The sequence below is a fragment of the Gluconobacter potus genome, from assembly GCF_015244705.1.
In the GTDB taxonomy this organism is placed as follows: Bacteria; Pseudomonadota; Alphaproteobacteria; order Acetobacterales; family Acetobacteraceae; genus Gluconobacter; species Gluconobacter potus.
In genome coordinates this window covers 24,993-36,100 of record NZ_JABCQF010000016.1, presented here as the reverse complement: position 1 = coordinate 36,100, position 11,108 = coordinate 24,993, and the positions used below count along the sequence as shown (strand labels likewise).

Sequence of the window (11,108 nt, the reverse complement as noted above, 5' to 3'; positions counted from 1 at the left end):
CCATACTCAATCGCTTCACGGCGCTCGGGGTCCCCCTCACACAGCCTGTCACGTAAGACAAAGTCCTGAATGGCTTCGGCACGCACAATGGACGAATTGTGCAACAGAGCCCGTTGCTACCATAAACCCGGTCTTATCCGTAAGAAATTGCCGGTCGACTATGTGAGCGGGAATTGATTTCGACTTACTCGCGCCGAGGTAACGCACTGTCCGCCTGATTTTCGGGTTTCTCACTTTCTGGTACCTCGGAAAGAAGAGACAAAAGAGTATCGGGAACAGGTTCTTTCACCACAGCACCGAACCGGGCACGCAGCGCGCGCTTCAGCCAAGACGCCAGAAAATTTTCATCTGAATACTAGGGATCTGGATTTCACTCTATGATGAAGAAGCCAGCAGCCCCGTTTCGCGTGTGGGAGCTGGTGCCGGAATAGCTCATAAGCCGATCGCGCGCGTACCTCTGACAGAACCTGGTCTTCCGGACGAACAGGAAAAGAAGAAAGTCGGTCAGGCCGGCACCGATTTGCGACCGCTTTCCATAAGTGATGCGAAGAAAAGTCTGTCGATGTTCCTCGGGGTGCCGGAAGAATCCATCGAGATCATCATACGATCCTAGAGATAAGCCTGTTGCAGTGAGGTGTTTCGATGGCATCGCTGCGCTGGCGCCACAGCGCTCGTTTTTTGCGAGGAGGCCAGAGATTCCGGACACGGTAGAGGATACGACAGAGGATACGGTAGAGGATACGCTATTAGTAAGCCCTCTATTTGTTCTTGACGGCCTCCACGTATCGGGATAGAAGCGCACCTAACACGGCCGTCTCCGCTGTTGTTCATGGACGCAAGTTCAAGACATCAAGGGGCGGCCTTCTTTTTTTTCAGGCAAATGCTTCCGCCTTATACCAAGCCCCATCTCAGTTTCGCCGATCAAGTCGCACTCCTTATACAACGGGGCTTAGGAGTTACCGACCAGGCGAAAGCAACCGATCATCTGCGCAGAATAGGTTATGGGCGGCTTTGCCCCTACCTGGAAACTTTCCAGCAGCTTGTGCCTGATCCCACTGATTCTTCCAAAACTATCCGCAGCCCACAATTCCAGGCTGGTGCCGAGTTCCGTCACGCGGTCGATCTCTACCTGTTCGACAAGCAGCTTCGCATTCTGTTCCTTGATGCGATCGAGCGGATCGAGGTGGCATTGCGGGTTGATCTCGCGCACACGTTGGGCAAGCGCAATCCGTGGGCGCACCGTTCTGTTCAGTTTCTCGATAGTCGTCGCGCAACCATCATTCTCAAACATTCTGGGCGGCCGCGTCATGACGTCTGGCTGGACAAGGCGGACGAGGCCATCCGCCGATCGCAGGAGGAATGGGTAGCGGCTTTTTTCAACACGTATAGCTCAGAACTGCCGATCTGGATGGCCGTTGAAACGTGGGATTTTGGCACCCTTTCCTGGCTTCTGGAAATGGCACATCCTAACGATCGTTCTACGATTGCAAAGCAGTACGGCTTGCTTCCCGATACGCTCGTAAGCTGGATCAGGTGCCTCGCTGGTGTGCGCAACCTCAGTGCGCATCATTCTCGCCTGTGGAACACCGGCATGGTCAATCAGCCTGCGGTCCCCAAACCATTCGAAGCGGCGACACTGGTGCACATCGGCACGGCTCCCGTGCAACGAACCCGTGTATATGGTGCAGCCGCTGTCGCAAGCTATCTCGTCAAAAAGCTGAGTGCACGTACATCATGGAGCGGCCGAATGCGAGATCACTGGATCGCGTTTCCGCGCATGCCTTTGGCGAACGCAACACAGGGCGGGTTTCTTGCAGGCTGGAATACGCTCCCGATCTGGACCTGATGCGTATGCTCAATGAAGTCTCTCACCGAGACGACGTCAGAAACCTTCTACTTCTGTCATTCTTCTGTACTCACGACTGGTCCGGTGCTAGAATCTGCCAATAGGCAGGACCGTCATGAAATCCAGACAGCCAAAAAAATCCGCCGCCTTGCATAAGGCCGCCCAACTCGCGTTGTTCCCGCTTACGGCACGTCTTCGGCGTATTCGACCGGAGCTGAATGAATGGCGCTTTTACGCGATGTCCGTTCAACCCGACTTGTTCGGCGGCGCGGCACTCGTAAGGCAGTGGGGACGGATCGGCACTATGGGATCGCAGTGCCTCGATCTCTATCCGGATGAGGGCACAGCCATAAATGCGCTGTCGAAAATGGTCCGTTATCGGCAGAAACGCGGCTATACGCTCGCCATTGGTCTGGATTAACTCAGAGGCAGAGTGTTTCCTGCATGACCCCTGCAACAAACTTCATTCATTGAGCGAATATCAGTGACCAAGGAGGTATCGTTTGGCGTGTGAGAGGCTCACAGGGTCGTGAATAAGATGCAATCAATATAATGATTGCATTACGATATCAATTAAGTGCAATCATCCTTCTTGGAGAGGAAGGATGATTCCGTGGCAAGTCTGACAATCAGGAATTTAGACGATACTCTTATCAGTGCTCTGAAGCGCAAGGCCGGCGCATCGGCGCGATCCGTCGAAGCCGAACTGAGAATTGCGCTGAAGGCGTGGGCAGACCAGCCCGCCATGATGCAGGTCGAGGCAGTTTCACAACGCTTGCAGCAGGCGATTGCCCTCGCAGAAAACGGTCGGGCCAGCGCTTTCTCGACACGTCCACCATATAGCGCCGCGCGCCTGGCTGACGCGATCGGAGAAGATCACGTCACGCCTGTTGCACAATGGATTGAGGGGATAGCTGAGCCCAGCCTTTCCCAACTCAAGGCCATTGCCGCTTACTGCTCGGTATCGGCAGACTGGCTGGCTTATGGCGAGGGCACCCCATATCTTTGCGAGTATGACCGAATTCCAGAGAATGCCGGTCAAGGGGTCCTGTGGCTGCTCGATGCAGACCCCCAAACCCTAAAAACACACCTTCAGGGGCTCCGGTTCATCCGATGCGCCGGCGAACGTGGTGGATTGCTCCTGGTGAAACAGTGGGCCGACAAGGATCTGGTTATCCGCACGCCTTACGTTGTATCCGAGGACACGGGCGGGGGCGGTCGGAGTTCCCTGCGTAATCTTACTCAGGTCTGGCACCTGCTTTATCAGGTCTACAGCGAGTGCGATCTGGCCCCGGATCTCGCAATCACGAGCCACATCGCAAGCGAGCGCACCTACCGCCAGCTTCAGGACGGTTGGCACAACCCGTCAGCACTGCTTCACGACCTGTCCTCCCTGCCGTGGTGGGAAGACATTTGGGATTCCAATGAGTTCGCACGGAGCAATTACTGGCCGGGATGGAAAAAGCTCTGCACGGATCTGTACGAAGAAATTTCTGACAGTAAGAGCGCATCGAACATTCGGGAGTCGATCGAAAGCGGTGAGCATCCGCTTTTGAAAGAAATCGAGAACGCAGCCCTTCTAGGGAAGCTCGATACGTGAAACAGTTCGCCTGTCACTTCAGACCAAATACATCTGTTGTGCAAAATCTATATGATCTCAGACCCGCGTATATTGGATGGTGGCAAGTTTTTTTCGTTTGTCCGCAAATGAATAACCATAAAATCTGTTTCCATCACCTGCACCGAAACGATAACGTCGGATCAGAATCATCAAGCAGACAAACAAGCCTTGCGTCACACGCAATATGCTGAACAACGTAGCAGGGAAGAGAGGGATCGGACGAATGAGCAAACGCAAATCACCGCCTGAACAGAGTGAGCTTGTGCTTTCTCCGACAACCGCGCGCGTCATCCAGCTCTCGGCCGAAATCCAGGCAACACCGCCTGACGACATTGAGTTCATGCACACGGTCCTCTGCCAAGTTGGACTCCCCCGCAAAAGGACGAAGGAAACGCGCTTCGAGCGAAACAATGGCAAGGCGTCCCTGCTCATTACAGCCGGCGAAATGTACAACGACGGTCATTGGGAAAAGCTCTTCGTTCCCTATGGGACAAAGCCACGCCTGGCCCTCTTCCATATCAGTACCGAAGCCATCCGGACCAAATCGCGCACTGTCGCGGTCGGCCGGACCATCAGCGAATTCATGAAACGGCTGAACATCAGCCAGAACGGCCCATCCCGTGAGGCATTCAGGGCACAGATGAACGCCTTGTGCGCCTGTGAAATGAAGCTCGGTTACGGGTCGCGCAATCTGAACGCCCGACCGGTAGACGAATTCGATGCGTGGACCAAAAACCTCGCTAAAGACAGCACGATCGAACTGTCCGAGAAATTCTGGCACGAGTTGAAAGAAAACGCCGTTCCCCTTGATCCTCGTGCGCTTGAGGGCTTGCAGCATTCCGCACTGGCACTCGACATCTATACGTGGCTTGCCCATCGGCTTCATCGCGTGCGGGGATCTGGTGAACGGCTGACCTGGTCCAACCTTCGGCTACAGTTTGGGCAGGAATATACGGACGACAAGAATTTCAAGAAGGCATTCCTGATAGCCTTGCGACAGGTTTCGGCTGTTTATCCGGATGCGAAGCTGGAACAGGTTCGAACGGGTCTGAGGCTGATCGCATCGCCACCTCCTGTCCCGCGACAGACCGTTGTCTCTTTCCAAAAAGTAATTGGGTCAGAGGCTTAACTCAAAAATTCGGGTATAATGGGCGGTGCAATCACCACCCTTTGGACAGCGTGTCTCCCGGTTTATCACGGTGCAATCACCACCCTTTTTGGAGCGATTCCGACATCTTCGGTGCGGTGCAATCGCCACCCTTTTTCCAAGCGGATCTCCGCAGGAAAGACGGTGCAATCACCACCCCTTTTATCCGCCTCACAGCCACCAAAAACACGGTGCAATCGCCACCCTTTTTGGAGAAAGGCTCGCCTCTGTGGATAAAAAAGTTATCCCGGTGCAATCGCCACCCGGATGCGGTGCAATCGCCACCCCCAAAGACGGTGCAATCGCCACCCGTAAGGACGGTGCAATCACCACCCCCCTAAAACCGGTATGATTCCCGATAAATAAACCGATAGGTTTTTCCGGTAGTTGCCTGCGGTTTTCCGGTGGAATTGTGGACAGTCGCCCAAGGGCGAACGCTCGAAGCGTGTGGACAGCTCTTCGACCTGCCCACACGCTCCGGCTCTGACCACAATTCCACCGGAAAACTTCAATAAGATTTTTTTTGATAGATTTAAGAGGAGGGCGCCGCTCGCCTTCGGCGCGGCGCTATGCGCAGACCTGGGAGGAAACGAAGAATGGGTTTTCTGAGAGACATTCTGATTATCAGGGAGCGAAAACGACTGCGGCGCGAGAAAGCCGCTGTCGCTAAGCGATTAGCTGTTTCCCCGATGTTCAAGAACACATTCGCGGCCGATCGGGTGCTCGCTGATCGTATGCAATCGAACGGGGTTCCGCGGTGGAAACGAGCCCTCATGATCTTCTTACTCAGATAGTGCCCAGGTAGCAGCACATGGTCATATCCGGCCTATAAGCCGTTCTGATGCGAGTCTGTTTTTTCGCGGGATACTCTCCCCCTAGGCAGGGTTATCGACATGACACCCGAGGATATTAGCCGCGAACCGACGGACTATGACCGCGCCGGCATGGACTGATGAAATAATCTGGATGAGGCCACGCGGCATTTTTGGACGAGCTCGCTGGCAATACCGTTCGGACTGTTGACACCAGGCAGACATTCAAACGTGAAACCAGTTGGGAAATAGCAACGGTGAGCGCGGGCCGGTACGACAATGCCGTTCTCCTCTTAAAAATGGTGTCTCATAAGACGATCGTTAAACGGACACTTTCAAAAGACGTGACAACGGAACGAAAACCCTAGACAAAGGATGTCTCATTTAGGTGGTACGGTAATTTTCTCAAAAGGGGGGGGGGCTTTACGTTACATGATGCTGATTGGCTACGCCCGTTGTTCACGGGACACTCAAGATCTGGCAGCGCAACGCGCTGCTCTCGCGACGCTCGGCGTGGATGAAGATCGCATCTATGTCGATTTTGGGTATTCCGGCACGAAGCGAGAACGGCCGGGTCTCGACCAGGCACTGGCTGCGGTGAGGCGGGGTGATACGCTCGTTGTGCCAAAACTTGATCGCCTTGCCCGGTCAGTGCCCGATGCGCGAAGTATTGCCGAGATGCTGACCTCCAAGGGAGCGAAGCTGGCAATCGGATCGAACGTCTATGACCCGACTGACCCAATGGGCAAGATGTTCTTCAATGTCTTGGCCACGTTCGCAGAGTTTGAAGTGGATCTTGTCAGGCAGAGAACTCGCGAAGGCATGTTGATTGCAAAACAAAAAGGTAAACTGAAAGGAAAACAGCCAAAGCTTAGTGTAAGACAGCAACAGGAATTACGGCGAATGCACGAAACGGGAGAGTATTCTATAAGCGATTTGGCTGATGTATTCTCAATATCCCGTCCAACAGTATATAGAACCATCAAAAGAAACGTGGAATAAATATTTCAATCATGTCAGTTCGTATTTTATAATGAGACAAAAATATAAAAAGTGACACAAAATTATTGAGGGCTAAATCAGCCTGAAATCTCGCGTTTCCGAACGAAAAAAAAATAGAGAATACCACATAAAGTATATCGTCGTTCGCGACTGATCGTTTTCTTTACATTATTCACGTCTCCGTGATGTATGAGCGCTGTCGAATGCTGAATCTCATATAAAATGGCGAAAAACAGCCATTTTCTTTAAGATAAATTTTTGTGATCTTCGTTTGGAACGGACTTTTTGAGTTGCGAGATATGAGAAAAAATAGATATTTCTACAAGGCGATATTATCCGATTCAGTCAGATCGCTGACGAACGGATGTCCCGAGCGTGAGGTCTCGTCGTCGTCATGCAGAATTCTTCGGTCTTGCCAAAAGTTAACACCCCGGTTTGTTTGCCTGCTGGCTCTCTCCGCGTTCAGGAGAAGGGCATAGTAGGAAGGGGGATTGTCACTTGCTGGAACCGTTCGAGCTGGCCGACATCAAAGCCGGACTTCGGGACGGCGGGAAAATATTGGGTGTCTTCATCGTTGCTCGGCCTGACATCGATGAAGGGTCTGTCTTCGTGGTCTATTTCCGCACAGACTGGACGCAGAGCCGTACGTTCAGGATTCTTTCCAGATTCCGCACCGAGGGAGTACGAACATACAAAAACCTTGGAAGTCTCTATAAGACTATTCGCGGCATCGGGTACGAAGGGCGGATCACGATTTACCCGTCTGGGGACCCCGCGCTTAATACCTTCGTGGGCGTCCTTCCAGAAGACCTCGGCGACAATCCCGCAGGAACGATTACGTCAGAAGGCTACAAAGAGTAAATTAAGGAGCGTACACTTTGCTTTTGTTGCAATTGTATTATCGTTTGCAGCAGGCAAAGTGTACGCGCAGCCTCTACCTATTAAGGATTTCGGTGAACTTGCACTGAAATGCGGCCCAAATGTCGCTCCTGTTACTCTCGCCTCGATCGCGCAGACTGAATCAGGCTTCAATCCGTTTCTGATACACGACAATAATACCAAAAAAGCGTTCAATCTGGGCACTGATGTTGAGGCAGCCGAGACGGCAACTAGTCTGATCGCGGCTGGGCATTCGGTTGATCTCGGGATTATGCAGATCAATTCGCATAATCTGCCCGCCCTTGGTTTGAAGGTTCAGGATGCCTTTGATCCCTGTGTGTCTATTGGAGCAGCCTCAATCATCCTGTCTGATGCCTATGTGGGTGGTGAGAACCACGAAGCCCAGCAGCAGGCGCTACGGGTAACAATCTCTCAATACAATACCGGAGATACACAGCGCGGTTTTACGAATGGCTATGTGGGCAAGGTGGAAGCATCTGCTCGCAAGGTTGTTCCTGCGCTCGATGTAGGCATGGGTCAGAGCGACATTCCAGCCGCTCCCCAGCCCCAGCAGGTTGCGGCCCCAGTCGACCCGAACGCACCCCCGGCGTGGGACGTGTGGGGCAGCTTCGAATACAGCACGGCGTCTGAGACAGAGAAAAAAGCGGAAAATCCGCGTGCGTCTGACGCTGCGTTGTTTGTCCAGGCCACGAACAGTTCGGCCATTTTTCCGCAACTGCGCAAGGAATAAGCTATGCTGTCGTCCATTCATAATTATCCGCGTCGAAATATGTGCTTCAGGCAGGGCGTGGCTGCCTGGATGCTTGCGCTGCTGACAGTTCTGCCGGCTGTTGCTCACGCACAGACTGTATCTGGCGGAGCCGCGCCGACAACAATGGTCAATAATGTCTGCACATTTATTCTAGGCCAATTTGGCCAAAGCATTGCGGTATTGGCAATCGCTGCGGTCGGGCTGGCGCTGATGTTTGGCCGTGCCTCCCTGATGGTTTTCGCCTGTGTCATTGGCGGCATCATCATCATGTTCGGATCTGCCTATCTTGGGGCAACACTGACGGGAAGCTGAGGCATGGAGAAGCTGGAAGAAGATATCCTATTCCTGGCTGCGACACGTCCGGCGCTTGTTGCAGGGGTTCCGTTGCCGCTTGTCGCAGTATTCATGATGCTTGCGGGTTTTATTATCGTGCTTATCCAGAACCCGCTTTACGAAATACTGATAGTTCCGTTGTGGTTCGGAGCAAAATTACTCGTCTCAAGAGACTATAATGCAGTTAATGTCGCTTTCATTTACCTTCGAACGGCAGGAAGATCCATTGATAGTGCAGTATGGGGTGGAGCTTCTGTCTGTCCTAATCCGCTGAAGGTTCCTAAACGCGGCAGGGGGATGCTCTGAATGTTTGGTAAATCCGGACATGCTGAACGTTCTGGCGAAGTATATTTGCCCTATGTTGGGCATATAGCGCAGGATGTTGTGCTTCTTCGTGATGGGTCTGTCCTAGCAATGGGGCACGTTAAGGGCGTGCCGTTTGAACTGGAAGAACCGGCTGTTCGGAATGGTCGCAAGCGCAATTTGAATACAGTGCTCCGCAATATTGCCGATGATAATGTGACCGTCAGCACGCATATGATCCGGCATCCAGATGTGCCGGATCTCCCGGAAACAGATTTTCGTTCAGATTTCGCAAGAAAAATGTCGAATGCGTACAAAGAAAGAGTGCTGGAAGGACGGTTATATAGAAACGATTATTTCCTGACGATCACCGTCACGCCTCGGAATGCGCTCGGAAAGATGGGCAGTAGGTTGCTGCGGGTCGGAAAGGGCCACGCATCAGAGGGAAGTGAGGCTACTGTCAGACAGCTTGAGGACGTCTGGCAGATCGTATCCTCTGCTTTAGATAGCTACGGGGTGCGTCGCCTCGGCCTGCGGGAACGCAATGGGGTAGTCTTTACCGAAATAGGTGAGGCACTGCGCCTCATCATTTCTGCCCGGTGGATGCCCGTTCCTGTTGTGTCTGGATCTCTAGGAGCATCAATTTACACGGATCGGGTAATTTGCGGGAAAAGAGGGGTCGAGATCCGGTCTTTGGATAGGAGCTTCGTGGGGGGAATCTTTTCATTTCGGGAGTATCCGGCTCGCACACGACCAGGAATGCTCAATGCGTTGTTGAGCGTCGAATTTCCAGTGGTGGTCAGCCAATCTTTCGGGTTTTTGACCCGAGCACAGGCCGACGACAAGTTGACACTCAAGTCGAACCAAATGGCAAGTTCTGGAGACAAGGCCACCAGCCAACTCGATCAGCTTGCTGATGCTGTAGATAAACTGATTTCAAATGAATTTGTCTTTGGCGCGCATCACTTTTCCCTCGCCGTGTATGCTGACGACTTGGTCCAGCTCGGCGAGCGTAGCGCCCGTGCTCGTGCGCGATTGACTGATGCTGGCGCAGTTGTCGTTCAGGAAGGGATAGGGCAGGAAGCTGCCTTCTGGTCTCAGTTGCCGGGAAACTGGGAGTTTCGGACGCGTCCCGGCAGCATCAATAGCAGCAATTTTGCCGCTCTCTCCACGTTTGACAACTTCCCGGTTGGCTCCCGAGACGGATATTGGGGGACAGCGATTGCGCGCTTTCGCACAGATGGCGCAACCCCTTATGACTATGTGCCGCATGTCAAGGATGTTGGCATGACAGCCATCTTTGGGCCGATTGGATCGGGTAAGACCACGTTCCTGATGTTTGTCATGGCCATGATGGAACAGGCACTGTCAGCCGTAAATGGGGCTGTTGTATTCTTCGACAAGGATCGAGGTGGGCAGCTCCTGGTTCTTGCAACGGGTGGGACGTATCTCGTCCTCAAGCGAGGTGTCTCGTGTGGCTTAGCCCCGCTGCGCGGCCTGCAAGGGACAGCCGATGATATTGAGTTTCTGCGGCACTGGATCACGGGGCTGATCGAAAGTGACGGTAAGGGTGCGATTTCGTCTGAGGACGCGAAACGCCTTCAGCGCGGGATTGCGCGCCAGATGTCTTACCCCGTGGAAATGCGATCTCTTGCAGGGCTGCGCCAGTTCCTCCTTCATGGTCCAGAGGAAGGAGCAGGGGCCAGGCTCGAACGGTGGTGTCGTGGGGGAGCCTTGGGCTGGCTGTTCGACGGGGAAACCGATGAAGTTGATTTGTCGAGTTCCATAACGGGTTTCGATCTGACAGCGTTTCTCGATCATGACCAGATATGCGCTCCAACTGCCGCGTATCTGCTTTATCGGATCGAGAAGGTTGTGGATGGTCGCCGCTTCCTCATGAGCTGCGACGAGTTTAGGGCCTATCTACTGGACCCCAAATTTGCTGCCGTGATCGATAAATTTCTGCTTACCGTTCGTAAAAACAATGGAATGCTGATTCTGGCAACGCAGCAACCAGAGCATGTTCTGGAATCCAAGTTGGGTTCTTCGCTTGTTGCGCAGTGCATGACGAAGATCCTCTACCCGTCGCCCACGGCTGACCGGCACGCTTACATCACGGGATTAAGCTGCACTGAGGGCGAATATCGCGCGGTACGCGAGGGGATGGTGGGTGATCCAAAGCGATTTCTCATGAAAAGGGAAAACGGCAGTGTCATTTGCGAATTCGATCTCTCTTCCATGCCGGAATACATCGCAGTTTTGTCCGGTCGTGCCAACCGAGCGAACTTCGCAGAGCGGTTGAGAGAGGAATACGGGGACAATCCGAGTCAATGGCTCGATCATTTCATGGCCCGTTATCACGAAGCGAAAGATTGAGAGCGAGGGGAGGGCAC

Annotated in this window: 11 protein-coding genes; 10 read left to right on the top strand and 1 reads right to left on the bottom strand. The window is 53.2% G+C overall.

Translation table 11 applies throughout. The features are described from left to right. Positions 1-184 precede the first annotated feature (184 nt). Positions 185-313 carry a hypothetical protein gene (locus tag HKD31_RS14380; protein WP_228120843.1) on the bottom strand — a complete coding sequence of 43 codons (129 nt, stop codon included), beginning with the start codon at positions 311-313 and terminating at the stop codon, positions 185-187. Between the two features lie 516 nt (positions 314-829). Here HKD31_RS14380 and HKD31_RS14375 point away from each other — a divergent pair. The 10 genes from HKD31_RS14375 to HKD31_RS14330 all read left to right on the top strand — a co-directional run bounded on the left by HKD31_RS14375 (position 830) and on the right by HKD31_RS14330 (position 11,091). Beyond that, on the top strand, positions 830-1,846 hold the full coding sequence (locus tag HKD31_RS14375; RefSeq protein WP_228120835.1) for an Abi family protein: 1,017 nt from the start codon (positions 830-832) through the stop codon (positions 1,844-1,846). A 115-nt stretch (positions 1,847-1,961) separates the two neighbouring features. Further along, a complete protein-coding gene (locus HKD31_RS14370; protein ID WP_035367438.1) occupies positions 1,962-2,267 on the top strand; it encodes a WGR domain-containing protein in 306 nt (101 codons plus the stop codon). A gap of 192 nt (positions 2,268-2,459) precedes the next feature. Continuing rightward, positions 2,460-3,446, top strand: coding sequence for a FitA-like ribbon-helix-helix domain-containing protein (locus HKD31_RS14365; RefSeq protein ID WP_194265588.1), 987 nt, complete (start codon positions 2,460-2,462; stop codon positions 3,444-3,446). Positions 3,447-3,690: 244 nt separating this feature from the next. Continuing rightward, complete coding sequence (locus HKD31_RS14360; RefSeq protein WP_007284615.1) at positions 3,691-4,596, top strand: replication protein RepA; 906 nt, start codon at positions 3,691-3,693, stop codon at positions 4,594-4,596. Between the two features lie 1,262 nt (positions 4,597-5,858). After that, complete coding sequence (locus HKD31_RS14355; RefSeq protein ID WP_035367432.1) at positions 5,859-6,428, top strand: recombinase family protein; 570 nt, start codon at positions 5,859-5,861, stop codon at positions 6,426-6,428. A gap of 498 nt (positions 6,429-6,926) precedes the next feature. After that, a complete protein-coding gene (locus HKD31_RS14350) occupies positions 6,927-7,289 on the top strand; it encodes a hypothetical protein (protein WP_035367430.1) in 363 nt (120 codons plus the stop codon). A 58-nt stretch (positions 7,290-7,347) separates the two neighbouring features. Continuing rightward, complete coding sequence (locus HKD31_RS14345; RefSeq protein WP_035367428.1) at positions 7,348-8,058, top strand: lytic transglycosylase domain-containing protein; 711 nt, start codon at positions 7,348-7,350, stop codon at positions 8,056-8,058. Positions 8,059-8,061: 3 nt separating this feature from the next. Next, the gene (gene virB2 / locus HKD31_RS14340) at positions 8,062-8,391 is read left to right on the top strand and encodes a pilin major subunit VirB2 (protein ID WP_035367427.1); all 330 of its coding nucleotides are present in this window, start codon (positions 8,062-8,064) and stop codon (positions 8,389-8,391) included. Between the two features lie 3 nt (positions 8,392-8,394). Further along, positions 8,395-8,718 (top strand): type IV secretion system protein VirB3, encoded by a 324-nt coding sequence (locus tag HKD31_RS14335; protein ID WP_035367425.1) that lies wholly within the window; start codon positions 8,395-8,397, stop codon positions 8,716-8,718. After that, positions 8,719-11,091, top strand: a complete 2,373-nt coding sequence (locus HKD31_RS14330; RefSeq protein ID WP_075594841.1) for a VirB4 family type IV secretion/conjugal transfer ATPase — start codon at positions 8,719-8,721, stop codon at positions 11,089-11,091. It abuts the gene before it with no gap. Positions 11,092-11,108: the final 17 nt, after the last annotated feature.